The 23,521-nt window shown below is 45.8% G+C and carries 27 protein-coding genes and 1 tRNA gene; 4 read left to right on the forward strand and 24 right to left on the reverse strand.

The window, feature by feature from the left end:
• Positions 1-68: 68 nt before the first annotated feature.
• From H6X83_RS04545 to H6X83_RS04560, 4 genes are all read right to left on the reverse strand, one after another.
• Positions 69-6,386 (reverse strand): prealbumin-like fold domain-containing protein, encoded by a 6,318-nt coding sequence (locus tag H6X83_RS04545; protein WP_212507970.1) that lies wholly within the window; start codon positions 6,384-6,386, stop codon positions 69-71.
• Positions 6,387-6,696: 310 nt separating this feature from the next.
• Positions 6,697-7,899 (reverse strand): hypothetical protein, encoded by a 1,203-nt coding sequence (locus H6X83_RS04550; RefSeq protein WP_212507971.1) that lies wholly within the window; start codon positions 7,897-7,899, stop codon positions 6,697-6,699.
• A gap of 96 nt (positions 7,900-7,995) precedes the next feature.
• Positions 7,996-8,223, reverse strand: a complete 228-nt coding sequence (locus H6X83_RS04555; RefSeq protein ID WP_212507972.1) for a helix-turn-helix domain-containing protein — start codon at positions 8,221-8,223, stop codon at positions 7,996-7,998.
• Between the two features lie 292 nt (positions 8,224-8,515).
• A protein-coding gene (locus H6X83_RS04560) for an IS3 family transposase (RefSeq protein WP_246419068.1) occupies positions 8,516-9,666 on the reverse strand; the annotation gives its coding sequence in 2 pieces (ribosomal slippage) (positions 8,516-9,408 and positions 9,408-9,666; 1,152 coding nt in all).
• Positions 9,667-9,784: 118 nt separating this feature from the next.
• On the opposite strand from H6X83_RS04560, the gene H6X83_RS04565 reads away from it, so the two are divergent.
• Complete coding sequence (locus H6X83_RS04565) at positions 9,785-10,507, forward strand: hypothetical protein (RefSeq protein WP_212507973.1); 723 nt, start codon at positions 9,785-9,787, stop codon at positions 10,505-10,507.
• Here H6X83_RS04565 and H6X83_RS04570 read toward each other — a convergent pair.
• The 5 genes from H6X83_RS04570 to H6X83_RS04590 are packed head-to-tail and all read right to left on the reverse strand — an operon-like array spanning position 10,493 to position 12,822.
• Positions 10,493-10,732 carry a hypothetical protein gene (locus H6X83_RS04570; RefSeq protein WP_212507974.1) on the reverse strand — a complete coding sequence of 80 codons (240 nt, stop codon included), beginning with the start codon at positions 10,730-10,732 and terminating at the stop codon, positions 10,493-10,495. The genes H6X83_RS04565 and H6X83_RS04570 overlap by 15 nt on opposite strands.
• Positions 10,732-10,953 carry a hypothetical protein gene (locus H6X83_RS04575; protein ID WP_212507975.1) on the reverse strand — a complete coding sequence of 74 codons (222 nt, stop codon included), beginning with the start codon at positions 10,951-10,953 and terminating at the stop codon, positions 10,732-10,734. The genes H6X83_RS04570 and H6X83_RS04575 overlap by 1 nt, the downstream gene beginning before the upstream one ends.
• Positions 10,937-11,392: a hypothetical protein gene (locus H6X83_RS04580; RefSeq protein WP_212507976.1), complete on the reverse strand. Its 456-nt coding sequence runs from the start codon at positions 11,390-11,392 to the stop codon at positions 10,937-10,939. Before H6X83_RS04580 ends, H6X83_RS04575 begins: the two co-directional genes overlap by 17 nt.
• Positions 11,385-11,735: a hypothetical protein gene (locus H6X83_RS04585; RefSeq protein WP_212507977.1), complete on the reverse strand. Its 351-nt coding sequence runs from the start codon at positions 11,733-11,735 to the stop codon at positions 11,385-11,387. Before H6X83_RS04585 ends, H6X83_RS04580 begins: the two co-directional genes overlap by 8 nt.
• The gene (locus H6X83_RS04590; RefSeq protein ID WP_212507978.1) at positions 11,725-12,822 is read right to left on the reverse strand and encodes a replication initiator protein A; all 1,098 of its coding nucleotides are present in this window, start codon (positions 12,820-12,822) and stop codon (positions 11,725-11,727) included. Before H6X83_RS04590 ends, H6X83_RS04585 begins: the two co-directional genes overlap by 11 nt.
• A 525-nt stretch (positions 12,823-13,347) precedes the next feature.
• Here H6X83_RS04590 and H6X83_RS04595 point away from each other — a divergent pair.
• Complete coding sequence (locus H6X83_RS04595; RefSeq protein ID WP_212507979.1) at positions 13,348-13,878, forward strand: hypothetical protein; 531 nt, start codon at positions 13,348-13,350, stop codon at positions 13,876-13,878.
• 181 nt (positions 13,879-14,059) lie between these two features.
• Here H6X83_RS04595 and H6X83_RS04600 read toward each other — a convergent pair whose 3' ends face one another.
• The 11 genes from H6X83_RS04600 to H6X83_RS04650 all read right to left on the reverse strand — a co-directional run bounded on the left by H6X83_RS04600 (position 14,060) and on the right by H6X83_RS04650 (position 19,016).
• Positions 14,060-14,593, reverse strand: coding sequence for a hypothetical protein (locus H6X83_RS04600; RefSeq protein ID WP_212507980.1), 534 nt, complete (start codon positions 14,591-14,593; stop codon positions 14,060-14,062).
• Positions 14,590-14,943 carry a hypothetical protein gene (locus tag H6X83_RS04605; RefSeq protein WP_212507981.1) on the reverse strand — a complete coding sequence of 118 codons (354 nt, stop codon included), beginning with the start codon at positions 14,941-14,943 and terminating at the stop codon, positions 14,590-14,592. The genes H6X83_RS04600 and H6X83_RS04605 overlap by 4 nt, the downstream gene beginning before the upstream one ends.
• Positions 14,940-15,125, reverse strand: a complete 186-nt coding sequence (locus H6X83_RS04610) for a hypothetical protein (protein WP_212507982.1) — start codon at positions 15,123-15,125, stop codon at positions 14,940-14,942. The genes H6X83_RS04605 and H6X83_RS04610 overlap by 4 nt, the downstream gene beginning before the upstream one ends.
• Entirely contained in the window at positions 15,122-15,538 is a 417-nt protein-coding gene (locus H6X83_RS04615; RefSeq protein WP_212507983.1) for a hypothetical protein, read from the reverse strand. Before H6X83_RS04615 ends, H6X83_RS04610 begins: the two co-directional genes overlap by 4 nt.
• Positions 15,531-15,890, reverse strand: a complete 360-nt coding sequence (locus tag H6X83_RS04620) for a DUF5406 family protein (protein WP_212507984.1) — start codon at positions 15,888-15,890, stop codon at positions 15,531-15,533. The genes H6X83_RS04615 and H6X83_RS04620 overlap by 8 nt, the downstream gene beginning before the upstream one ends.
• Positions 15,891-15,918: 28 nt before the next feature.
• The gene (locus tag H6X83_RS04625; RefSeq protein ID WP_212507985.1) at positions 15,919-16,140 is read right to left on the reverse strand and encodes a DUF2786 domain-containing protein; all 222 of its coding nucleotides are present in this window, start codon (positions 16,138-16,140) and stop codon (positions 15,919-15,921) included.
• Positions 16,141-16,192: 52 nt separating this feature from the next.
• Entirely contained in the window at positions 16,193-16,567 is a 375-nt protein-coding gene (locus H6X83_RS04630; protein ID WP_212507986.1) for a hypothetical protein, read from the reverse strand.
• Positions 16,568-16,585: 18 nt separating this feature from the next.
• Positions 16,586-17,704, reverse strand: coding sequence for a ParB/RepB/Spo0J family partition protein (locus H6X83_RS04635; protein WP_212507987.1), 1,119 nt, complete (start codon positions 17,702-17,704; stop codon positions 16,586-16,588).
• On the reverse strand, positions 17,701-17,910 hold the full coding sequence (locus H6X83_RS04640) for a Lar family restriction alleviation protein (RefSeq protein WP_212507988.1): 210 nt from the start codon (positions 17,908-17,910) through the stop codon (positions 17,701-17,703). The genes H6X83_RS04635 and H6X83_RS04640 overlap by 4 nt, the downstream gene beginning before the upstream one ends.
• Positions 17,907-18,701 carry a ParA family protein gene (locus tag H6X83_RS04645; protein WP_212507989.1) on the reverse strand — a complete coding sequence of 265 codons (795 nt, stop codon included), beginning with the start codon at positions 18,699-18,701 and terminating at the stop codon, positions 17,907-17,909. The genes H6X83_RS04640 and H6X83_RS04645 overlap by 4 nt, the downstream gene beginning before the upstream one ends.
• 87 nt (positions 18,702-18,788) lie before the next feature.
• Positions 18,789-19,016, reverse strand: a complete 228-nt coding sequence (locus H6X83_RS04650; protein ID WP_212507990.1) for a hypothetical protein — start codon at positions 19,014-19,016, stop codon at positions 18,789-18,791.
• 290 nt (positions 19,017-19,306) lie between these two features.
• Here H6X83_RS04650 and H6X83_RS04655 point away from each other — a divergent pair.
• Together H6X83_RS04655 and H6X83_RS04660 are read left to right on the forward strand one after the other, a co-directional pair.
• A tRNA-Tyr gene (locus H6X83_RS04655) sits at positions 19,307-19,390 on the forward strand.
• An 80-nt stretch (positions 19,391-19,470) separates the two neighbouring features.
• Positions 19,471-20,328 (forward strand): phosphotransferase, encoded by an 858-nt coding sequence (locus H6X83_RS04660; RefSeq protein WP_212507991.1) that lies wholly within the window; start codon positions 19,471-19,473, stop codon positions 20,326-20,328.
• Between the two features lie 186 nt (positions 20,329-20,514).
• Here the strand turns inward: H6X83_RS04660 and hcp are convergent, their stop codons facing one another.
• The 4 genes from hcp to H6X83_RS04680 form a co-directional block, all read right to left on the reverse strand.
• A complete protein-coding gene (gene hcp, locus H6X83_RS04665; RefSeq protein WP_343063136.1) occupies positions 20,515-22,113 on the reverse strand; it encodes a hydroxylamine reductase in 1,599 nt (532 codons plus the stop codon).
• 19 nt (positions 22,114-22,132) lie between these two features.
• Positions 22,133-22,321 (reverse strand): ferredoxin, encoded by a 189-nt coding sequence (locus H6X83_RS04670; protein WP_212507992.1) that lies wholly within the window; start codon positions 22,319-22,321, stop codon positions 22,133-22,135.
• Complete coding sequence (locus tag H6X83_RS04675) at positions 22,305-22,673, reverse strand: cupin domain-containing protein (protein WP_212507993.1); 369 nt, start codon at positions 22,671-22,673, stop codon at positions 22,305-22,307. The genes H6X83_RS04670 and H6X83_RS04675 overlap by 17 nt, the downstream gene beginning before the upstream one ends.
• Before the next feature lie 68 nt (positions 22,674-22,741).
• Positions 22,742-23,443: an ATP-binding protein gene (locus H6X83_RS04680; protein WP_212507994.1), complete on the reverse strand. Its 702-nt coding sequence runs from the start codon at positions 23,441-23,443 to the stop codon at positions 22,742-22,744.
• Between the last annotated feature and the right edge of the window lie 78 nt (positions 23,444-23,521).

A 23,521-nucleotide genomic window follows, 5' to 3' on the forward strand; every position in this document is an offset into this window, starting at 1 on the left:
CTGAATCAGTCCATTGGAACCACCCCCATCAATAAAAAATCCGCAGGTACATAAATGCACTGCGGAAATTATTTCGTATTTGATTTAGAACGCTTGCGTGTAATCAGTATCATGGCATCGGCTGCGCCGAGAAGTACGAAGCTCACAAGGTAGGGGAGAGTGGAGTCCTGTCCTGTCTTTGGTGCAGCAGGTACAGATGGTTTCTGTTGCGTAACAGCAGTCTTGACTTTTTGGTTATTGATTTTGACGCTTGCAACCAGATTGGCTTTTACAGATACGGTCTTATCAGCTGCCAGCACATAGCCCTTATTTTTCGCACCAGCCAGTTCGTGAATGGTGTATGTACCGACCGGCAGACCCTTGATTTCAATCATGCCGTGACTGTCAGTGGCAAAGGTTTTGTCGTACTTTTGACCATTGGCAGCGGTTCCGGTCACACGGAACTGAATGCCGTCAAGCTGACCGTCAGTAACACCGTCCATCGTCTTTACGATTTCCAGCGTGCCGGTTTGCAGTTGGTCTTTCATAACGGCCTTGACGATTTCGCCATCCGCTTTGATTTCAAACGGATAAGCTTTTTTGTCAATGGTGTAGTTTGCCGGGGCCTTGACTTCTTGATAGGTGTACTTACCGACCGGCAGCGTGATAACCAACTTGCCATCCTTATCGGTCTTGCCGGTGAAAACGACTTTGCCGGTAGAAGCATCCTTAATGGAAATTTCAGTGTTCGGCAGCGCCTTTGCCGTTACAAAATCGGTCTTTGTAAAAGTAAAGGTGCCGGTCAGAATCTGGTCTTTCATCGCGGCTTTCACAACCTGTCCATCCGTTTTGATGCTGAACGGATAAGCTTTTGTATCCAGCTTGTACTTCGGCGGTGCGGAAACCTCCTGATATGTGTAATCACCTACCGGGATGTCCTTAATCACCAGTTTGCCGGTGTTGTCCGTCTTGCCGGTGAAAACGACTTTTCCGGTTTTTGCATTTTTGATTTCAATCACGCAGTCCGGCAGCGGCTTGTCATCTGCAATATCGGTTTTGGTAAAATCAAACGAGCCGGTACTCGGCTTATCAGCCAGTTCTGCAGCAATTGTCTGCCACGCCGCAATAAAGATGGTATGTATCGTGCTGTCCAGCGTGTAGCCGTCCGGTGCTTTGGACTCCCACCAACTTGCAGCGCCGGTCGGCAAACTGGTAAATTTCAGCTTGCCGGTTGCGTCAGTTTTGGCGGTATGCATCGTGCCAGTGCTGTCTTTGAGAGAAATTTCAGCGCCCGGCAGGAAGCTGCCGGTCAGCTTATCAATCTTGGTAAGCGTAAAATCACCAGTAGACGGGCCAGTCGGTGGATAGTACGGCGGCGTCGGTTCTGGTACATCATATGGCCGGTTGAGCAGCGTCGTTTTGGTTGTTGTGACTTCAATTGTCTGACTGTGTTTTTGGTCGGGTGCACCATTCACATCCGTTCCAACGCCGCACGGGTAGAACAGCAAATCGTACTTTTCACTGTTGAGCGTATAACCGTCTGCTGTTTTCAACTCCTTGACATAAAAATCACCGACCGGAATATCAATGGACAATCCTGTGGGTTTCCCGTTTTTATCGTATGTGATGTTTGTTGCCTTGCCGTTTTCGTCGAAGCTGAATTTGGAAAGCAGCGTGTCTTTTTTTGCAATCACGCTGCCGTCCTTTGCAGAAGTGATATCTTCCGCTGCATACAGACCGAACACGCAATCTTTCAGTGCCTTATCCGGCGTGGTTTTCAGGTGTTTCTGCTCATTTGCCGTATTCCATTTGTAAAGGAAATTGGTCGTGAGATCAAGTGTCTGCGATAGTACAACCGGCTTTTCCGTTTCTTTGGAAGCGGAACCGGTGCCGGTTTTGTCCTTATCGTCCTGTTTCGGCAGTTCCACTATAAAGGTATACGGAGTCGTCATACGTAGGTCGATTTTATCCGGCTCCGGTGTAACGGTCATAGTCGCGGTATACTTGCCGCCGACTGCCAGCAGCTTGGTTGCAACCTTCTGCGCGTTATCCCCTTTTTTAAGGACAATGGTTTGAATGGTGTCACCAAGCTTCGCAGCGGGCAGAACTTCTTTGCCGTCCTTGTCTTTGACGGCAGGAATATTCTGCGCGGCTTTGATGATCACTGTTGCACCGGTGTAATCCAAATCCTTTGCAATCGGCAACTCCACGAACCGTTTGAGCATGTTAATGTGTGCCTGCTGCCGGGTGTCATTTGCGGTGCAGTCAACATGCTCCAGCGGAGCAAGTGGGTCAGCAGTTGCAATGCCGGTCTTGATACCAGCCAGCCGCTTTTCTTCGGCAGTGTAATCCAGATTTTCTTTGGTGATGGTTTTGTCGCTGCTGTTGTTTTGCGTATTGGAACCGATGTAGTGCGGCTCCTGCGGGTTAAGTTTGGTATCATTCAAATCAAAAACAGCGTTGTGCGTGTCTTTGATTTCAAAAGCAATCTTATCATCCGAAAGCGTATAGCCCACCGGGCTGTAAAGTTCCTTGAAATAATACTTGCCCTCATACAGATTGCTGGTGGTAATCTGGCCTTTGCTGTCGGTCATGGCCGTCTCCACAAGCGCGTCTTTTTTGAGCGTATCGGCAAACGTAAAGCTGATTTCGCGGTGCATACCGTATTTATCGTCTATACTGTAGGTCTTGCTGAGCGTGGTGTTGCGGTTGCTGCGCACCGTGCTGTCGATGTCGCGGGCGGTGATATCTTCGGCGGCATACACACCATACACAGCACCAGGCAGTGGAACATTGGTGTAGGTAAACTGCTTGCTTCCGTCACTGCCGGTCACGGCTGTTGCACCGTCGCCGGTCTTGGTGAGAGTTGCAGTGCCCAACACCGGTGCATCCGCGAAGTTAACGACCAGTGTTTGGTCAAGCGGGTCAACCGCACCGTCCAATGTAAAATGCACCGGCTTGTTAGTCAGGTAATAACCCTCACCGACGTGCACTTCGTAAACGTCATAACCGGCACTGCCGTACTCCAGCAGGTCAGCGAGGTTTGCAGCGCCGCCCTTGTCGTTGCCGGTCACGTTGCCTTTTTCATCTGTTTTCCAAACTGTAACCTTATTGAGCGCAGCGGAAACGGTCTGGTTATCTGTTACCCAGCACTTTCTTGTGCAGTCCCAAACCTTAAAATAGAAATTCGAGTAAGGTACGATCTTTCCGGAAACGGAATCTGTTTTCTGGATGCGGACATGCCGCGCGGTTACTTGATTCTCGATATACAAAGGCGCGGTCAGGTTATCCACCGTCTTGACTTCGGCGGTTGGATGCGCGGCTTCGTACTCGGACAGATGCGTGCTGAACGGGTCGGAATTGTCAATTTCGTTCCAGTACGCCCACAAGTCTTGATCAGTCATGTCCTTGTTTGCAATGACCGGAATGTCCGCACTAGCCATCATCACAATTTTGTTGCTGATGATAGTTGCGGCAAAGCTGGCAGCTTCCGCTGCCGTTGCCTTACGCGCGCCTGTTTTATTGAGCACCGCCGCCGTATTGAGGGTGCCGGTGTTATCGTACATGCTGCCGTCCGGGCCGAAATAATAGTCCGCATTGGCAAGAGCGGCATACTGTGTGCGGCACTGGTCGTAATCGCTGAGTGTAATGTAGTCATTGTAACTGTCCGCGTCATACGCGGCGTTGTTTACAACATCACGCAAAACTTTATCCGCATACAAATCCATACGGGTTTTGCCGCCGATGGTGCCGGACAGCGGCGGGTTGTGCTCCACGCCAAGGCCGTTGTCGTTGCCGAGGCCGTCGCCGCCGCGCACAACTGTCCAGTCTTTAATAGTGGCGTTCCAGTTAACTTGTGTGTCTACCCACTGGAACACCGGTGCGGCCTTATCGTACCCGGTAATGGGGTCACGCTCCACTACAATATACTGGCCGTAGGGCAGCAGACGGCTTGTCCATTCACCGGTTTTGTCCGTGGTCTGTGTGTCCACCAAACCCTTAACATTACCGGGGTTTGCGGCAATTTCAGCGGAGGTCATTTTGTGACCGTCCTTTTTGCTGATACCGAAATTGTAAAGCACCGTGGTGTCATTGTGCAGCGCACCAGTCGGGTTCATCTGCGGCGTGGCGCTTAACATATAAATGTCAAACACAATACCGGGCGCTGGAGTCTTGCCCTGGTTATCGTCGCCGTCAACGTTGCCGTTGGGGTCTTTCTCAAGAAATTTATAGCCGTGCAGATAACCGGCTTTGACTTTATCCGGGTTAGTGACAACACCATCCGAAACAGTCGTGCCGGTCATGGCACTGGGGTTGTCCAGCAGCGTAATCTGTGAGGAAGTCAGGTCAGCGTGATTGCCATTGAACAGGCAAACAAATTCCTGATACCATGAACCATGATAGGTGTTATAGTCCGCGTTATCATAGAGCAGGTAGCCTTTCGGGGCATTGGTTTCAATGATTGCGTACCGCACGCCCTGCCGGAGTGGGGAGCTGGAAGCGCTGCCGGAATTGTCCGTTGTGAGTGTCTGTAAGATCTCACCGATTGGACGCCCGCTGTCGTCGTGACCGTCCACGCGGATAATCTGATACTTCGCACCCGCAAAAGTGGCATCGCCCTGCGGTTTATTGCCGGTGGCGGGTTCCCATGTTCCGCCCGCAACAAGGATGCTTCCGGTACCTTTGTCGCGCTTGTGAACTGTAATCACAGACTTTTGCTGATAGTTGTACAGGTCTGTGCCGGAAACGGTGCAGCCGCCGTCATTGCTGTACACATAGTTGCTGGTGCGGCTTCCCGCCCAGGTGTACCCGCCCTGTGTGGTGGTGGTGTTTGCCACCTCGTCAACATAGTTGATAACCGGATTTTCACCCGGCACAGTCACGGAGTAGGAGCCATCACCCTGACTGGTTGTATACATATCGTCCGTTACGTCCTTCATCGGCGGGTCGGTAACGGTCTGCCCACCCGCAGTCATAGCGGCCAACGCCTCCGTATCAATTACCTGATAGGTAACATTGACATGGATTTGGCAGCCGCCAAGGCCACTCTCATCGTCAAACTCACCGTATTTGTGACCGCCGATGGGGGTCTGTACATTCTGTGTATCTTTGACAACGATTTGTGTAACTGTAGCTTTTCCGTTTTTTACTGTTAGTGCATAATAGCCGCTGTCGGCATTGTATTCGGACGGCGGGGTAATCTCATGCACATAGTAGGTGCCATCTTTTTTGACGGTGAAGCCTGCAATACCATCATCACCGGAAATAGCGGTGTTGCTGTCGGTAATGCTGGTATCGGTGATCAGATTGTGGTCTGCATCGTACAAGCCAAATGTTGCGCCGGACAGGGCTTTGCCGGTGATGGCATCTACCTTTTTTACAGTTACTGGGCCGGGAGTTGGAACTACATTTGCCTTTAACTTAAAATACAGCTTTTTGGGTGTAGCCGGTGCCTGTCCCAGCAGAACCTGGTAGCCGTTTGCAGTGCCTTGGTACATGGTAAGTGCACCTTTGCCGTATGTACTGATGCTGGAGTCACTGCGGCGCTTCACTTCAAAAACTGCATTGCTAACTTTCTGCGTAATGGATTGATCATCTGTCTGCGGCATCGAAACATAAATGTGCGTGTCGTCTTTTTTAACAAATGTCAAAGGCAAGCCTTTGGCGTTTGCCTGATTCTGCAGGTCAGAAACAAACATATCATCAATTTCGGATTTGTAACCGACCATCGTTAATTCCAGTGTTTTATTGGAATTGTTTTTTGTCATGACGTTCTTACTTGCGGTATTGCCGCCGTTGGAAGACGTACTTGTAAAGCCGGTTTCCTTGTAGTAATACGCCAGTTGGGTACTTACCTTGTTGTAGCATGTTTTAATTTGCGATAGCAGACTGGCAGGAGCCGTGATTTCATTAATCATACTGGTCGCGTTGCCTTTAAGTTTACCCGCGCTGGTATTCCATTTACTTGGCTTCGCCATCATTTCCCACAAAAGCAGCTGGCGGGTATAAAAATAACATGGATAAATATCTGGGCCACCGCCATAGGTGGGGTCATAGCTGATGGCAAAGGCTCGGCCAATCAGTTCTCTCGTATTGGCATCCACCGTGTTCCAGTAACTATTGTCTACTTTATATGAAGCGCCCGTGTGCATCCTTGCACCCTTGTTCATACAAAACACGTAGTCACCGGATGCCCGCATGAACCAGATAGGTTCGCCTGCGTAGGTGCCGGAAGTGAACTTTAAACCGGTTTCCTCACAGGTCATGGACAAATTGCCAGACTTGCGCAGGCTGCCAATGGAACCCTCCTGCTGCACCCCGCCAGCAGCGTTTACGCTCAAGGCACTGCTGGCAGCAACAATAACAGACATTGCAGCCGCCAGGCAGCGCCGGAATATTTTTCGCATTTCGCTTGTTCCTCCAATTTTATTAATAGACGTCTTATCTGTTGTCATGGCCATGACAGCAAGAAAGCCGTCCGGCGGCGGTCTGATGAAAGGATGTATGCACATTTTTACTCCTGCTTTCGCTTGATGTATTTTTGGCATAAGAAAAGGCGCTCCCCTTCGGGAACGCCCTGCATGAATATTGTGATATTTTGTCACGAATTTGTAGCCCGCCTCGGCTCTTGCACCTGCAGGCGGGCATAAAGAACTGCCGTCAACGGCAAAAGCCAATGGCGGCAGCTAAAAAAGAAAATGTACTAAACTTGTAAGCTTATTTCAGATAGACATACACGGTGTTCCACTTTTCGAGGGTGCTCTTTGTACGGGTTACACGGCCATAGTATAAACCATCACCGGGTTCATATTTGCCGTTGCCGCCGGAAAGTACGATGTTATCACCGTCTACGGATTCTACATATTCAAAGTGTCCTAAAGATGAAGCACCAGGTTCCATAGCAATCGCATTCTTTTTTGGTTCTGTGCCGATTGAATAACCAGCTGCTTTAATCTTCTCATATTCTTCTGGATGCTCATTTGCATATGCTGGAATTAAGCTAAAAATGGAATCAGCAAGAGTGATACCAGTTATCTCCTTTGCTCTACCCGTTACGTATTGCTCACAACCCATGTTCCCACCTTCTGCGGTAGCGTGTAAATTATAGAAGCCCTGATAATACTTGCTTGTAAACACTGGGTCAGGGTTGGTGTCATAGGTCAGGTTTGACTTAAAGGTGGGAATAATCTGCTCCGTGTTGTAGTCTAAGTTTGTGTTGTCAGGAACTGCATTGATACCGTATTCCGTAGCTTTATGTTTTTTAAGTTCTTCCACAAGGTCTTTTGCAGTAGCATCCAAAGCTTTTTCAACGTTTGCAGCGGAGTCAAAAGCGTTACCACTATACTGTTTAGCAGTTGGAGTTGTCCAAACGTTGGCGCTGTCCAAACTGGCATTGTGTGTGTAGCCCATATAGCTCATGTAATCAATGAGATACTGCTTTTTGCGGTTTGCAGCGAGCTGCCCATCCTCGTTATACCAACCATATTTATCTTGTACTTCGCCGCCATAATAATAGATAGGCGCACCATCTTTGTAATCATCTTTATGGTGCTGCACGCCAACTTTAATCTTGCAGTGCCGCACAGCGCTCTGCCCAGGCAGGGTGGTGTAAACAGCAGACTCCTGCCCACAACTGCCAATAGCGCGGACTTTAAAATAATAGGTGTCATTACCGTTTTCAACTTTCTTAACTGTGTTTTCCGTGCGCAGTACCGCACCGTTGCCAGCGGCAATTTGCGGGTTCGAGTGGCTGCCAATCACGGTAAACTTAAAAGCGTAGGTGTTGCCTCTGTCAACGGTGAAATCCATCGTTGTATCGCTCTGGACGTGCGGGGCAGCCGCGAACGCTGCCGGGGCGGACACGCCTGCTGCCAACACTGCTGCCATCAGTACGGATACGGCCTTTCCTGCTTTTTTCATATCTCTCGACTCCTTTTTATAGTTAGATTATGGCTAATAATGTTCGGTTTGTCAAATTTATTGTATATCCTGAAATTGGAAATGTCAACTGGCGCTTTACTGCGACAATTTGTCGGACTCATTTTTCTGAGTGCGCCGTTCCAGCTCGTCAAGGGACAGGCCGAGGGCAGCGCAGATGTCTGCAATCGTCCGATAACTGGGATTGCTATTATCACCACTTTCAATCGCGTGTAGGGTGGAAACAGCGTGGCCGCAGCGCCGGGCGAGTTCTGACAGCGATAAGTCTTGTTCTTCCCGTTCTTCCTTTATAACGTCTTTCAGCATAATATTTACATTCCTTTCGGTATGTGGTAGAGTGTTCGTAGATGAGGTATTCTCCGTCCTAACAAGAACCACTACCACAATGATACCTAGAATAATTACACTAAAAAGTAAAAATACTCCCGTCGTTACCCCGATGGAAACAAACTTTGTATAAAAGTCGGAAAACATTTCAATTATCATCCTTTTGTAGATTTTTTATTTTTGAATATAAGAATGGAGTGATTATTGTGGAGATGAACTATAGTCAAGTAAGTAGACACAATAATTAGGGAAAACATACTGGAAACAGGAATTAAGCCTGATTCCAGAACAGTTCTTCTTTCTCGTTAGGTGTTAGCATTCGAAGAGAGCCATGAGGCCTTCTTGAGTTATAGTATCCTTCAATATATTGGAATATGGACAACTGTAATTCCTGTAGGGAGTGATAAGCTTTCCTGTTGGTTTCTTCTTTTTTTAGATATTTGAAGAAACTTTCACAGCAAGCATTATCAAAAGGATAGCCCTTTTTGGAAAATGATTGCACAACATTAAGAGAATCTAGAAGCTGTCGAAATGAAAAAGCAGTATACTGAGATCCTCGATCAGAATGAAACATAAGTCCAGAAGGGCAGTTTCTTCTATCATAAGCTTTTTTGAACGCAGTCATGACGAGGTCGACATCTGGCTTGCCTGATATGTTCCAGGAGATGACTTTGCGAGAAAATAAATCCATTACAATACAAAGATAATACCATTTGCCGGCAACTTTGATGTATGTGAAATCACTTGCCCAGACAATGTTTGGAGTTTGCTGATTGAACTCCTGGTGAAGGTGGTTGGTACACTCGCCGTTGTCCCGATGCTTATAATTTTTATAAGGTTTTTCGGTGGACATCCGTGGAAGTTTTAGAGTCCTCATCAGTCGGTACACTCGTCCGACACTGATGTTAATGCCATAATCACGCTGGAGAACATAGGTAATCTTGTAAGCTCCAAGACGTTTGTTATAATCTGCATAGATTTTAAGAATAAGCTTTGCAATCGTTTGATTGTCTTTTGTACGATCAGCCGGTTCGGTGTTGTAATGCTTATAGTAAGTACTTCGATTAACGCCAAGAACCTTACAAAGGAGCTTGATATTGTGTTGGAAACGGAGCTTATGAATAGCTTCTAATCGTTGTTTGAGTGTGGCGTGAAGATGGCAATCGCTTTTTTTAGTATAAGGAGTTCCTCCTCAAGCTGAGCATTACGCTTTTGGAGGTCTTTGACCTGCTTAGCAGTTAGTATTTCGCCATCATCCGTTTCGACGATTGAGTATTGTTTAATCCAACGGCCAAGTGCGGTGATAGAAACGCCATACTCTTTACAGAGTGCTGCTTGTGATTTGCCGCCAGATTGATAAAGGTTGACGAGAGTTCGTTTGAAATCTTCGTCATATCGGGTTCCGGTTTTACCAGTGGACATGAGTAAGTGCCTCCTTTTGGGTGTCTACTTAATTATAATTGATAGTTACTTCAGGTGTCCACTTATTTAATATAGATCCAAGACGATAAAGAAAGTGTTAAAATGGTGGAAAACTAATATGCGGTACATCGTAATTTCTGTCTTCATTCCTTTGCTGCTTATTGGAATATTCCCTTTTACAAATGGTGTAAGTATAGGATATGTAATAATTTACTCCATTTTAGCCTTATTAGTTTCATTTGAAATAAAATGTGACCTAGCAAAAAGCATCAGTAAATTTCGTACTTCAATACGCGGCTACCTATGGTTTGGGCTACAACTTTCTGGATTAGCAGTTTTAATATTCGGTATGCTTGCCTTTGAAAACCGTTCGTTTTATGAGAACATTGCTAATCTGAATCAGTATGTTGTTGATATGACTGGAAAATACCTAGATGGTTTTGGCGCTTTACTTGTTTCGGTAATTGTTGTCAGCATTGTATTGTTAGGAGTTTGGCTAGTATTAAGCTTATTTGCTGACGTAAAAATAGTTGTTTTGGTAAATGCGATTTTTACATTTGGAGTAAACTTAATACATCAAATTGTGAATTACATTTTTTCTTTTTTGCCCAATTCTTTTTTTGTTGGGCAAAGTTTTACAGATAAAGAAGCTGAGGTATTTACACAATACTGTCGTGGTATGTCTCCAAAGGGAATGCTTCTTTTAATCCTTAATACATTCTATATGCCGCTGTTTGTAATAGGTGGTATTATTACAATCGTTGGAGTTATAAAAGGCTATCGGCAAAGTTGTAGACAGAATGTTAACAGTTTTAGAGAAATAAAATCAAAAATATTGTAAGCACTTCACCTGCATCCAAATCAGCCATGCGCGCGCTTCATCCTCAATGTACCGACCGGAACGCAACCGGTCATTAATTACCCTCACCCAGTGTACATATTCTTGCTCATTCAGAGGAAGCTTTGCGGTAAGCTGCGGAGCTTCCGCCGTCAGCTGCTGCAGGTAAGCCGCCCGACCATTGGGACTGTCCGGCGGTGCAGGTGCAGCAGTTTTATCTTTTCGCATTACTTTTTCTGCCAGACGTTGTTGCGGAAAAGCCCTTTGCCATGGTTGCGCAAAGTCCAGTCTGCCATAATAAATCCGGCAATCATCACCAGATAGCCGAGAACACAATACAAGGATAGCCAAAGTCCTACCAGCAGAAGCACGGCACCGGCAATCACAGTTGCCCGTGCCGTGCTTTTTTGACGCTTTCGGATATAGTCCGGGTCAAAATTTCTCATCATGAATACCTCCGTGCAGTTTTATTGTGATTGCTGCCAACACAGCGCACAGTACGGCAACGATGTTGGCAGTAACTAAAAATGGTGTGCAGATGCGTAAAAGGACGTAAACAACCAAAGCTGCCATGGTGATTTTTGCAAACAGCCATGACTTCTTTTTCTGATTGTTTGTATCTACGGGGGGAGCAACTAATTGCACTTCCGAAGTCTGCAGATCAATCGCGTCAGCAATAGAAAAGTGTATGTCTAGATCAGCGTCCAGCTTAATTTCGGTGCCTTCCGGCCCGCAGCTGCAGCGCCAGAATGCGTCGTCATGTTGCGTGATTTTCCAGTAGGTCAGGTCAAAATTTACTTGACCGCCGGATGTGTCCATGTGGCGCTCGGCAACGATGTCGCTGACGTGCAGCGGCTTGCCAGTGCATTTGTAACCTGTATCAGTCATTTCCAGTCCCCCTAAATAGCAGTGCTCCGGTGCAGTGCTGCATCTGGTATCGGGATGGTGGGTCACCGAGCAGTGTGCAAAGAGCATTTTTTAAGTCGTATGCGGCGTTAAAGTCCGTTGTTTCCAGCAGCCACAAATGTGTGTGCAGCGGTTTGTCATCGAGCAATGCATCCGCTTTGACAACAAAATATGGCTGACCAGCAAAGTCTTTTCGTACTTCCACCTCAAATGATACAGCTGCAAAATTCTGATTTGATTCAGAATCGTGAATATATACAAACGACTTTCCTGCGACATTTATGCTATGGCCGCAGATTTCAAAAGTTGATGTTTTAGTTCGCATTCAATCCCTCCGTTGCCTCCAAAATGAGATTTTCACAATCTCTTTCATAAGCTTCAATATCGTGGTTAGGCTTGTCCTGCGGCCTAACAGTGGGGGAGGTGTCATACTTTCCCGTCAGAATTTTTGATGCATTGTCCGGGCGCGTAATCCAGTCTATGTCTGCCCGGAACACGCGCTTATCATAGCCTGCAACACGGCCTGTGAGAAAATCACTCCTTTCAACCTGCGTAAACAGCGTGTCCAGGGAACAATGCTGTTGAGAAAGAAACTCCAGCTGATGGTACACTCGCTCTGTATGATTCGGTGTCCAGCCAATGGTTATCGGCTGGGGCAGGGAAGGACACTTCTCTGCAAAAAGCTGCAAAGCAGAATTAACTGTGTTTTGCATGGAGGGGAGGGGTGTTCGCACGTCCCTCCCCTCAGTCTGGATAAAGTCCGTCTGGTTAAGGTCAGTATGGATAGTAGGTAATTTTGACGTTTCTCGCAGGTCATTTTGACTTTTCTCAAGAGTCATTTTTACCTTTCTAGAAGCGTCATTATTACCTTTCTGAATCGGTAATAATGACAGGGGTTCCGGTGCGGATGAGGGGGTAAGTACCTCGTTTTCGGGTGTTTCAGGGATACAATGGGTGTCATTTTTACACATCTGCATATACCTTTCGTACTTTTCAAGCTCTTTGTCACTGTCACTTTCATTGTTAGAGTCCATGTCAACCGAGAATTTTTCGGCATCATCTGCAGCCATTTCGGCGTGCAGTACATAAATGCGATTGCTGCGGCCACACCCTGGTCGTTCTTCTTCAATTAATTTTGCATCGTGCAATTCCTTGAAAGCGTTGCTGACTGTCTTCGGCTGCATCCCCAAAAGGTCAGCAATCGTTTCACGCGGATAGATCAGATAGACTTCGCCATTTTCATTTTTCCAGCCGTGCTTGATGGAGAGTGTCATTCTGTCCAGCAGCAGAGCATAAAGAATTTTGGCTTTCGGTGTCAGTGGTTTGTACTGTGGATTGGCGAAAAGGGCGTAGGGCATACGGATGAACCGTTCCTGCACGGTTTCCTCAATCCTATAACGACGGTTTTTCATAACGTTTCCTCCAATAAAAAAGCACTCCTGATTTTTAGGAGTGCTGCAATTTGCTATCACATATGCCACATTTGCAGTCCAAGTAATGCTAAGAGCACAAACAAGGAAATGACGAGTCCGGCTTTAGCCTTGAAAGATTTTGATTTATGAACTACAATACCTAATACGATAAGATTGATTAAAATGAGCAAGAGCAAAAGTAGAAAAATGGAAATATTGTGCCATGCAATTTTTGAGTTAATCAAAATAATACACCTCCATTGTACAATTTCATCGACTAAGCAATTCCTGTGCAATGTGCTGCAAATATAATCAAAAGCATTCCGACATGATAATTATTCCACTTATAAGCCATGCCAACCAAATTAAACCACAGACTGTACTAGTCTTCTTCAACCTTTCAGTTGCATTTTTTTGGTTCATAAATGCCATTTGGATAAGGCCCAAAAGTCCCAAAATGACGAGATATATAGTAACGAATTCTATTGAAGTCAAAACTGTCACACCTTTCATGAGGAGTAAAATATGAAATACATCAAAAAAGCTGTTGAGTGGCTCAGAAAGCCGAATCAACAATGGATAAAAATAACCACATTCCTGCTTTCAGTCTGCTTAACGGTGTTTTACTTTGTTTTTCCAACGACAGTATGTGGATGGCCATTTTTAATTACCGGCGTAGTAATATTGGTTTTAGCCTTATTTTTCTATTACAGAGAAAAAGAAGCTGAAATTATGTGGTTACTCTGTTCAATCTTTTTCTCTATGTTTGGAGTTGCCTCAGTTTTTATTTGCCTTGAATTCGTAAATAGGAAGAATGATATACCCGCAGAAGTTAAGACTATTGAGATAATTACGTTAATTTTAGGTGTATTTGGGGTAGGCTTTTTTGTGAACACAATTAAGGTGCTCATACATAAGTATAAGAAAATTAACAGGGATAATAAGGGCAACCCGAAATTTCCATATGCAGCCATTGTGTCTATACTTACATCTGCTTTTGGGTTAGTAACGGCAATACTTAATTCTGTAACCTCATTTATGAAGGTACATAGCTAATTAGCCTAAACGGACATTTTGTATAATAAAGCACCGCCCGACAGCGCTTGAAAAGTCAACTGCCATTTTCAGCGGTTATCGCAGATTACGCAGGTTTTTACCTGCTGGCACAAAAACGGCCAGACCACAAGATGTTGTGTTCTGGCCGCTTTTCTGCTATCTTCGATTTCCTCAGGTTTTCTTAAGCTTTGAATAATGCAAGATAATGAGAATTGAGCACTGAAATCATGATAAATATGGCCATGCCAATCCAAAACCAAACAAACCATCTTCCAAATGAATAAAAGTAAACCGCTCCTATCACAAGGTCAAACAGTAAAATGAGAAAACCAAATCGGGAAGCTGCTCGCCCCTTTGCATACCATGGAACTTTCAAACTGTTGCAAACACTGAGCATATCATCGGCTACTTTCCAACCGTCTTCAGATGATTTCATATGAGCTATTTCCTCAAGTATTTCTTTTTCATGAGGATTATAGTCTGCTGCTTTGCGGTTTATGTTGTGATAAGTGTTCCATGCGCTATCAAGTGCCTGCTGCCGAACAATCTCTTGCAACCGCAAACATGCTTTTTCGGAAAATTCAGCGACAAAAGAAGAATTGTCTTTTTCCTGCAGGCGAGAAGCACACCACTTTAATTCCGCCTGATATTTGCCTAACTTTCGGTAATTAGAATATTTCACATTTTCACCTTTTTTCCTGTCCGGTGCAGTCATGGGTTGGCCTCCTCCGGATTGCCGAGCAGTGACCCGCAGAATGGGCAAATTTCAGCGCCGTTGAGTTCTGCAAGCATTTTTCCATATCCCTCAATCGCGCCTAAGTCGTGTTCCTTTTGCCCGGTTATGTCCCACACCACCCCGTCGTGCGAATCATCTCGGAATGTCCATCCGAGCGTTTGGTACAGAAAATTGCTCACAGCTTGAAAATCTTTTGCATACCAACGCATGGTACGCGTATCTTTACAATCCTTTGCGGCCACGTACTTGCTCCATATGTCCGCAAGCCCAAACGCACACTGCTTTTTGATGTCTTCATCGTCGAGGTTTTGCACATACTCAACTTTCATCCTTTTTCACCTTCTTTTTGATAATTTTCAATAAGAAATCTGCCGCAAAAAGGGCAGTTGTTGATAAAACTTGTTTCATACAAAACGGCGTTGTCAGCGCGGATTTTAAATGGTTTATTGGGCTTATGGTCTCGGCATACCACGCATGGCTGTTCTAACGGTTTTAAATCGTTGGTTTTCACCCCTTTTCACCTGCTTCCGGCGGGCGGCGGTAGGCAAGCCACGATTTGCCGTAGTCCTCAAAATAAGCAATTGCAACAACGGCTACTCCGTCGGTTGACGTACTGATTACGCCTCCCGATTTGTGAGAGTAGTGCATATTCGCACTTACAATCGCCCAGTAGTTAGTATCCGAATCGTTTGGGTCGACGGCTTTTACCCACACCGGCTGTCCATCCATTTTTCGCAGCTCGCCCACTGTCAGCGGCTCATTCGGCTGCTGGGCGCGGGTAATAGATTCTTCTGCCATTTCTACAGCATCACATAATTCTTTGCGGGTGCAGTGCAATGGCTGTTGGTTTCGCGCTGCCTCGCCCCATAAAATTTCAATAGCACGTTCTGGACTTAACTGGCATGGCTTTAATTCTTCACTCATTGGTTTCCTCCTTTACATCAACGATTTCGACGGCAACAAGCATTTCTGGCAGGTCATCGGGCAATGTGTCATTGCACGAAAGTTCGTCGCCAGCCCTGTTTTTAAGCGTCATGCTGTACCAACCGTCAGCATAATCTTCGTTTGTATCTTCGTCCGGCTCATTGAACTTAAATTTGCAGTCGTTTTCGACAAACTTTGTATCTTCGTCAAGGTCGTCAAGGACATTTTCAAAGAGCTCTGCGCCCTTGCAGTTTCCGCCTATTTCAAAGGCAATATGACCGGTGTATTCCCACTGCTGAAAGGTGAGTCTTACAGTCTGTATTGCATTGTACATATTCGGATTGTAATTCATTTTTTCCTCCTTTTGTTGAACTGTTTTTTCATGGATTCAAGTTTTTCAGTAGCTTTTTGCACTTGCTTAGGCTTTGCATAGAGCAAAGCTGTTGCACAAGCCTTGCATTTTCTGAGGGAGCAACATCACTCACTTGTAACTTGTGTTCAGCCATGAGCTGTCGAGCTTTGAGAAGCGCTGCTTTTGCTTCGTTTTCATTGGGACTCGTTGAGAGAGCCAGCAACTTTGTTATTTTGCTTTTGATGTCCATAGTGTCACACTCCTTTCGGCCCATCTGGATAGGCATTTTCAAACGCTGCTAACTACAATAAATTGGTGATTACACGAAGCCAATACTCAAAGGCTATTAATTCAGCATTGGTAGTCTTTAACCGCATCTTATAGTAGGATGGCCATGAGTCATCAAACTGGGCAAGTTCAAACTCCTTGATTTCTTGCTCAAGCTGATGAATTGATCGTGCAATTTCTTTTCGAGTATTCATAAAAGCATATTCAGGTTGTTCATTTACAAATTCTAAAAATGCTGTACGAATATTTTTTGTAATTTCGAGTTGGCAGGATTTTTTCACCGAAAAGAATATCAACAACCGCTTTTTTTGCGTTTCTGCAATATTTTTGACTAGTAATGAATTCAGTTGCCTATTTAACCCTCGCCAGTTTACTGCCTTTGTATCCATAAAAGGCACTCCTTTTTATCATTTTATTGGCCCATCAGGATATATGTTTTCAAACTCGGCTAGGCGCTGCACCAATTCCTCTTTTGTGGCCTCACTCCAATAGCCAGATTTAATTCCGTTGCAACGCTCATGTGTCAGGCGCTCATAACGTGCCGGGGCAACTGCATCATTGACCACAATATCATCCTCAGAGAAAACAGTTTCCTGGTTTGGCAGGGGCAGGTTTCCGCTGCTGTCACGGACGTGCTTTTCGACTGCCTTACATTCATGCACCGGCGCAAAAGCTCTATTACCGGCAGATTGAATTTCTGGTATCTCGACCATTTTGCTCTGATTCCCAGCCGGAACAGGTTCCTCTACACCATCCGCTTCGTCAGGTTCCGGCAAATCAATTTTTCCGGCAAAGAAATCAGCCAGAATGTCACTGTACCAGTTGTGAAGGGTTTCCAGTTTCATGAGTCCTCCGGCTTGCTTCAAAGATACTTTCTGACTGGGATTATTTATCAGATAATCTGCAAGGCGTTGCTGATTGCCAGGATAAGTGGTATCGGTCAGCATCACACCAGCCATAACCGGAATGCGTCCAGAATCAACAAAAGCCAGCAGATTGCGGTCCAAATCTGCCAGCTTTATGTAGCGCTGAATGGTTTTAATTGTTTCACCGTAAGTATCAGCGATGGCGGCGGTGCTTTTTTTCTCACCTCGCGCTTCGTAAGCTGCCTTTTGCATTTTGTATGCATGCGCCAGTTCCGAAGGAAGCAGCTCATGACGTTGGTAGAGATTGGTATCTGTTAAAGTCAAATCTGCTTCTGCATCCGTGCATTCGCGCACAATGCACTTTACCTTGCATCCGGCCAGTTCGCATGCACGTTTACGGTTGCGACCTGCCAGGATGATGTACTTATCATCTATCTTGCGGATGATGCAGGGCTGCTGCTGTCCGTTTTCGCGGATACTATCAGCCAACTGCGACAATTTGTCTGAGGCGTAGGCATGAAATGGTTGGTCTGTAATTTCTGTCAATTCAGACGGTTCAAATTCTACAATTTGAATATCGGATGGTAACGTGGTTGCACCCGAACCAAACAGCGTGCCGCTGAACGCTTGCTCCAGCGTCGGAAGTGCCTGTTTTTTCATTCGTTGTCGCTTCCTTTCAGCTGTTTAGCGCGGCAGTTCCACGCTTTAATGGCTTCTTCAGTAGAACAATATACTTCAAAGATACTGTGTGCAATGCACTTTTCATTGGAGCAAGTTATACCGTATGTATCACAGTGCTTATCAGGAAAATAGTCAATTTCCGGCTTTGCCCCACAAAACGGGCACATTTTTATTTTATTGCTCATTTTTTGTCACCTGCAATTCTCTTTGCGGCGGCAAGGTAAGCCTGCCCTACGCGGCTGCTCTTGCGGTGAACAAGGCTGCCGCACAGCGCGTTATCATCATCTGTGCTGTTCCGCGCCTCCTGCAGCATTGGCACAGGCTCTGAAAAAACGAGGCTTCCATAGCTTTCTTGCAAAGCTGCGAAAACCTCGTTGCTCATTTTTGTCTGGCGGCTGTACATGGTGACGAGCATCCCGGCCAAATACGGTTTAACGTCTTGTGTTTGCTTAATAGCCATATATCGCTGCAGCATCTGCGGGATGCAGTCATACGCAAATTTTTCAGCCTGCACAGGCAGCAACAGTTTGTCACTGCATTTTAGCGCGTTGCTGACCAGCAAATTATCAACAGCAGTCGGGCAGTCAAAAAGAATATAGTCGTACTGTGAAAAGAAGTCACGATGAAAAATCCGGTCAAGCACAGTATTGCTCTGACCGTCATTACCAAGCACAGCATAAATGCCGCCCAGCATCTTGTTTGCGGGGATATAGTCTATGTCCTCACGGTCGCTGTGTCGTATGAACAAGCTGTCATCATTCGAGCGGATACCGGATACTTCCTGATAAATCAGCTCAGATACGGTTGGCTTTCCATCTGGCTGATAGCCGAGCCAGCGGGACAAATGTCCCTGCTGATCAAGGTCTACCAGAAGGACACTCTTTTTCAGCAGGTGCAAACCAGCACCGATATTCAATGCCGTTGTTGTTTTGCCGACTCCACCTTTTTCGATAGCTACTGCAATAATCTTGCTCATGATTTTTCTCCTTTACAATGGGGGCTTTTCAGCCACAGACGTTAATATTTTGTCTTTTTGTCATTGTGCTGCCGATTGGCAACAAGTTTACTCATCAAGGAATGTCGAGTAAAACACTTCATCATCCGCAGGCTGGAGGGTCTGTATATGTGAAACCTGCGATTCTTTTGGTTCAGCGTCAACGTACTGCCGGTAATATATGCTGCCACGGTTGCGTTCCGGCTTTGACACATCAAGTATGATATGATTCTCTTTTAATCGTTCAATTTCCTGCGGCAGTTCGTCTGGAAGGGCTGTTAAGCGTATTTTTACCATAACAATTTCTCCTCTAAAAAGTGGTTTTGGTGGGGATTGCATCTGCAATCACAAGACGGATGATATCACAAGTCTTTTTGTTCATCGGTTCACTTCCTTCCCAAGGAGCGACATAATGTGGCTTTTGCGTCGTGTAAAATAAAAAAAATAGACACAGAATTTTGTGCCTACAAATTTAGCAAAAATATTACTGGAAAATCAACATTTGATTTGTAATCAGCAGGTCGTGAGTTCGAGTCTCTCTGCCAGCTCCAATCTGACTGAAAAATGCGGCCTGCGGGTCGCCATATGGAGGAGTTCCCGAGCGGTCAAAGGGGGCAGACTGTAAATCTGTTGCTTCGGCTTCGATGGTCCGAATCCATCCTCCTCCACCAAAGCGAAATGAAGCAAGCTGTTAATGCAGTTTGCTTCATTTTTTATTTTTATCAAATCACATGAGCTTTTGAGGTGTAAGGTGAAAAATTACGATACTCAAAATCTGCAGTTGCTCAATCGCGGCGGTGAAGCAGATATTTACGAATGGCAGAATGACCGCATATTAAGAGTTTTACGCGAATACCGCAGAGGCGGTGATGCGTTTGAAAAAGATAAATATGTTTTTTCACTTTTAGCAGAGCATAAAATTTCTGTTCCAAAAGTATATGAATACTGTACCGCAGATAAAAATCCAGCTGTTATTATACAGAAAATCAATGGGGTGGAACTGACCGATATACTTAAAAAGAACATTTTTCGCCTCTCCAAAGAAACGGAAGCATTGGTACATATGCAGCTGCAAATAGCAGAGATAGATGCTGCTTATCCGCTGAATAGTGTAAAACAGATTGTTGCCTATTTTATGCAAAGCCCGATGGTTACGACGCAGCAGGCGGATTTTGTTAATAAACTTTTGGATGATTTGCCGGACGGCAATAAATTGTGTCACGGCGATTTTCATCCCGGTAATATTTTGGTGCAAAACGGACAGAAATATATCATCGACTGGGGCGGAGCACATCGTGGGTGTTTCCTTTCAGATGCGGCACACACCTATCTGCTGATGAAGCATGTACCACAAATTCCGGGACAGAGTGCCATGCAGCATACTCTTTTACAAGTGGCCGGTGCAATGCTTGCACGGGCATATCTGAAAGCAGCTCGCCGCAGCGGTGCTTTTCAGGAAGAGCAATTTGCAAAGTGGACGGTTGTCATGGCGTTTTTGCGTGTGCATTACGGTTTGCCGGGGGAACGTACCGGAAGGTTAAAGTATATTGAAAAATGCGCCGCAGCATATCATGCTGGAGTTCCGGCAGAAAAATGGTATCGTTTATAGCAAAAGAAAAGGAACCATATCACAGCGATCACTGCTTGATATGGTTCCTTTATGTTTGTCGGAATGGTTGAAGCCCCAGCCGCGATTTTCACAGCTGCGGATAAAAAAGTTTTTTATCAATATGGCGATGAGCAGATAACAGAAACTGCTTTCATGTATTTGACGGTAACTGTTCTACTCTGTACATTATTTTGCCAAAAGCTTTTTCAAATCTGCTTCCGGTGTGCTGATTGGAGCAATCTTGTAGTGCTCAACAAGATAATTCAGCACATTGGGTGAAATAAATGCCGGAAGTGACGGTCCGAGCAAAATGTTTTTAATGCCGAGGTGCAGCAGTGTCAGTAAAATGCATACTGCTTTTTGTTCGTACCACGACAGCACAAAGGACAGCGGAAGTTCATTTACACCGCATCCAAATGCCTGCGCAAGAGCAACAGCAACCTGAATGGCACTGTAAGCATCATTGCACTGTCCCATGTCCATAATACGAGGAAGTCCGGCAACTGTACCAAGATCCAAGTCATTGAAGCGGTATTTGCCGCAGGCAAGTGTAAGAATGATGGAGTCCTTTGGGGTCTGCTTTACGAAATCTGTGTAATAGTTGCGCCCTGGTTTTGCACCGTCACATCCTCCGACAAGGAAAAAGTGACTGATTTGTCCGGCTTTGACCGCTGCAACAACTTTATCAGCGACGGAAAGCACTGTGCCATGGCCAAATCCAGTTGTTACTTCATGCCCGCCATTGATACCGGTAAAGGGTTGGTCTTCCTTGTATCCGCCGAGTTCCAGTGCTTTTTCAATAACCGGGGTAAAGTCTTTGTCTTCACCGATGTGCTGTACGTTTGGGAAAGAAACGACTTCTGTTGTGAATACCCGGTCTTGATAGGAAGCTTTTGGCGGCATTAGGCAGTTCGTGGTAAAGAGGATAGGCGCGGGGATATTTGCAAATTCTTTTTGCTGGTTTTGCCAGGCTGTACCGAAGTTACCCTTGAGGTGCGGGTATTTTTTCAGTTCGGGATAGGCGTGAGCGGGCAGCATTTCACCGTGGGTGTAAATATGAATTCCCTTGCCCTTGGTTTGTTCCAGGAGCAGTTTCAAGTCATGCAGATCATGGCCGGTGATGACGATAAACGGGCCTTTTTCAACGGTCAGCGGAACAGTAGTCGGCACCGGTGTCCCGTATGTTTCAGTGTTGGCTTTGTCCAGCAGCGCCATGCATTTCAGATTGGCTTCACCGGTTTCCAAAACCAGCGGCAGCAAGTCCTTCATTTCGTAATCATACCCAACAGCAAATAAGGCGCGGTAAAAGAAATCGTTGACTTCGCGGTCAGAATAGCCCAGCACCATGGCATGATAAGCATAGGCGGACATGCCCCGAAGTCCAAAAAGAATCAGCGATTTGAGAGAACGAATATCCGCATCGGCGTTCCAAACCTTATTCATATCGTAATCATCGTTGCGGGAACACGGGGATCCGCAAGTCGTGCAGTCCGGAACAAGTTTTCTTTTTTCTGCGAGGATACGGTCAATCATATCCTGTACTGTTTGATTGTTGAAGTTGACATTGGTTATTGTGGTAAAAAGTCCGGCGAGCATTGCCTCGTCTGTGCTTGCGGTTGGTCTGTTTGCGTTGCCGTCAACCGAACGTGCCAGTCCAATCAGAGCACCGGTCAGTTCGTCCTGCAGCTTTGCTGTATCGGCGGTTTTTCCGCATACACCGGCATGGCCTGTACAACCGCTGCACATTGCTGTCTGCTCACATTGAAAACAAAACATTTCACTCATTGTTAAAGTCCTCCTTCAATTATTCTTCTTCACTGATTACGGATACCGGGCAGTTTTCACAGGCTTCCTTTACGGCAGCCTCATCATCAGAAGACGGCTCGGCATATACCTCGGCCAAACCATCATCGGCGATCCGAAAAACATTTGGGCAGGTGCCGGCACACAGACCGCACCCGATGCAGCCGCTTCTGTCAATGATTACTTTCATTTTTTAACTCCTCTCTGTTTGTGGGGAAAACAACAGTCAGCAGCATCTTGAATGCTTCTTCTGCAAAGACGGCGTGTTTAATCTTTGCAGGCATGATTAGTGTTTCACCGGCATGGACATGATAAGGTGTTCCGCCAACAGTAAAACGTCCGGTACCGTCCAGAACCTGCACCATGGCATCGCCTTCGGAATCATGTGCGCTGATTTCTTCATCTTTGTCAAAAGCAAACAGCGTCATGCTGACGAAATCGTTTTGTACCAGCGTTTTGCTTACGACTTGACCTGGCTGTACTTCGACTTGTGCTGTCAGCGGAAGTACAGTTTCTGATTTGATGTTTTTAATGTAGCTCATTGTTTGACCCCTTTCAAAGTTTGTAAAACAAGTATTTGCCTATCATAACATGACATTGATGTTAGAAATCAGTCCAAAATTTCACCTTCCGTGGAAAGTGTAACGACCTGCCACGGAATCATTTTGCCGCTGCGCTGCAGTGCTGTTTTCACAGCGTTTTCAATACCGCCGCAGCAGGGGACTTCCATGCGTACAACTGTAACACTCTTAATGTCATTGCGGCTCAATATCTCTGTGAGTTTATCGGCGTAGTCACCTTCGTCCAGCTTAGGGCAGCCAATCAGGGTGATATGGTTTTTGATGAATCTTTCATGGAAATCAGCGCGCGCATAAGCTGTGCAGTCCGCAGCAATCAGCAGTTTTGTTCCATTGAAATAGGGTGCATTTACAGGCGCCAGTTTGATCTGCACAGGCCACTGCCCAAGCTGTGAAGCGCATCCGGCTTCGGTGACAGCTGCTGTGGGTGTGCTGACTGCGTGACTGATTGTGCGAGCTCTGCTTCCAGGGCAGCCTGCGGGGAAAGAACCAGCTTTTTTGGCTTTATTCGTCAGCACTGCCTTTTCATCGTACGCAGCGGCTTCCCGCTCTGTAAAAGTAATTGCACCAGTTGGGCAGGAGGGCAGGCAGTCGCCTAAGCCATCGCAGTAGTCATCACGCATCAGTTTTGCTTTGCCGTTTACCATTTCAATAGCGCCTTCGTGGCAGGCAGCTGCGCACATGCCGCAGCCGTTACATTTTTCCTCATTAATTTGAATGATTTTACGTTTCATTTATTTTTATCTCCCTTGTTTTTCTGATGTAAGTATATTACAATATTAAAAACAAGTATGTTGTAAAAACAACAAAAG

The organism is Caproicibacterium amylolyticum, assembly GCF_014467055.1.
GTDB lineage: Bacteria > Bacillota > Clostridia > Oscillospirales > Acutalibacteraceae > Caproicibacterium > Caproicibacterium amylolyticum.

Coding starts and splice junctions, on each gene's coding strand:
- H6X83_RS04545 (WP_212507970.1), bottom strand. CDS start 6,386: ATGCGAAAAATATTCCGGCGCTGCCTGGCGGCTGCAATGTCTGTTATT.
- H6X83_RS04550 (WP_212507971.1), bottom strand. CDS start 7,899: ATGAAAAAAGCAGGAAAGGCCGTATCCGTACTGATGGCAGCAGTGTTG.
- H6X83_RS04555 (WP_212507972.1), bottom strand. CDS start 8,223: ATGCTGAAAGACGTTATAAAGGAAGAACGGGAAGAACAAGACTTATCG.
- H6X83_RS04565 (WP_212507973.1), top strand. CDS start 9,785: ATGCGGTACATCGTAATTTCTGTCTTCATTCCTTTGCTGCTTATTGGA.
- H6X83_RS04570 (WP_212507974.1), bottom strand. CDS start 10,732: ATGCGAAAAGATAAAACTGCTGCACCTGCACCGCCGGACAGTCCCAAT.
- H6X83_RS04575 (WP_212507975.1), bottom strand. CDS start 10,953: ATGATGAGAAATTTTGACCCGGACTATATCCGAAAGCGTCAAAAAAGC.
- H6X83_RS04580 (WP_212507976.1), bottom strand. CDS start 11,392: ATGACTGATACAGGTTACAAATGCACTGGCAAGCCGCTGCACGTCAGC.
- H6X83_RS04585 (WP_212507977.1), bottom strand. CDS start 11,735: ATGCGAACTAAAACATCAACTTTTGAAATCTGCGGCCATAGCATAAAT.
- H6X83_RS04590 (WP_212507978.1), bottom strand. CDS start 12,822: ATGAAAAACCGTCGTTATAGGATTGAGGAAACCGTGCAGGAACGGTTC.
- H6X83_RS04595 (WP_212507979.1), top strand. CDS start 13,348: ATGAAATACATCAAAAAAGCTGTTGAGTGGCTCAGAAAGCCGAATCAA.
- H6X83_RS04600 (WP_212507980.1), bottom strand. CDS start 14,593: ATGACTGCACCGGACAGGAAAAAAGGTGAAAATGTGAAATATTCTAAT.
- H6X83_RS04605 (WP_212507981.1), bottom strand. CDS start 14,943: ATGAAAGTTGAGTATGTGCAAAACCTCGACGATGAAGACATCAAAAAG.
- H6X83_RS04615 (WP_212507983.1), bottom strand. CDS start 15,538: ATGAGTGAAGAATTAAAGCCATGCCAGTTAAGTCCAGAACGTGCTATT.
- H6X83_RS04620 (WP_212507984.1), bottom strand. CDS start 15,890: ATGAATTACAATCCGAATATGTACAATGCAATACAGACTGTAAGACTC.
- H6X83_RS04625 (WP_212507985.1), bottom strand. CDS start 16,140: ATGGACATCAAAAGCAAAATAACAAAGTTGCTGGCTCTCTCAACGAGT.
- H6X83_RS04630 (WP_212507986.1), bottom strand. CDS start 16,567: ATGGATACAAAGGCAGTAAACTGGCGAGGGTTAAATAGGCAACTGAAT.
- H6X83_RS04635 (WP_212507987.1), bottom strand. CDS start 17,704: ATGAAAAAACAGGCACTTCCGACGCTGGAGCAAGCGTTCAGCGGCACG.
- H6X83_RS04640 (WP_212507988.1), bottom strand. CDS start 17,910: ATGAGCAATAAAATAAAAATGTGCCCGTTTTGTGGGGCAAAGCCGGAA.
- H6X83_RS04645 (WP_212507989.1), bottom strand. CDS start 18,701: ATGAGCAAGATTATTGCAGTAGCTATCGAAAAAGGTGGAGTCGGCAAA.
- H6X83_RS04650 (WP_212507990.1), bottom strand. CDS start 19,016: ATGGTAAAAATACGCTTAACAGCCCTTCCAGACGAACTGCCGCAGGAA.
- hcp (WP_343063136.1), bottom strand. CDS start 22,113: ATGAGTGAAATGTTTTGTTTTCAATGTGAGCAGACAGCAATGTGCAGC.
- H6X83_RS04670 (WP_212507992.1), bottom strand. CDS start 22,321: ATGAAAGTAATCATTGACAGAAGCGGCTGCATCGGGTGCGGTCTGTGT.
- H6X83_RS04675 (WP_212507993.1), bottom strand. CDS start 22,673: ATGAGCTACATTAAAAACATCAAATCAGAAACTGTACTTCCGCTGACA.
- H6X83_RS04680 (WP_212507994.1), bottom strand. CDS start 23,443: ATGAAACGTAAAATCATTCAAATTAATGAGGAAAAATGTAACGGCTGC.